Below are 239 nucleotides of genomic sequence, written 5' to 3' on the forward strand. Positions count from 1 at the left end.
GTTACAATCGAAGCTCGTCTGATCTAATGTTAACGATTGAATTCCACAGGCATCATTTGAACCATTATCGATATCTGCTGTGGTGATACTTCCATGTCCTGAAGCGTCTAGTACAACGGTTGTATTCTGACAAATCGCTGTCGGATTTGTATTATCCTGAACATCTACAGTTGCTGTACAAGTTGAAGAATTTCCGTTATTATCTGTAACCGTTAACGTCACTGTGTTGTTTCCAATAT

Annotated in this window: 1 protein-coding gene; it reads right to left on the reverse strand. The window is 38.9% G+C overall.

The window, feature by feature from the left end; translation table 11 throughout:
- Positions 1-239, reverse strand: a 239-nt coding sequence (locus TD18_RS17265; RefSeq protein ID WP_040254839.1) for a hypothetical protein, incomplete at both ends; no start/stop codon positions are given.

This window comes from Psychroserpens mesophilus (genome assembly GCF_000826645.1).
Classification (GTDB): Bacteria; Bacteroidota; Bacteroidia; order Flavobacteriales; family Flavobacteriaceae; genus Psychroserpens; species Psychroserpens mesophilus.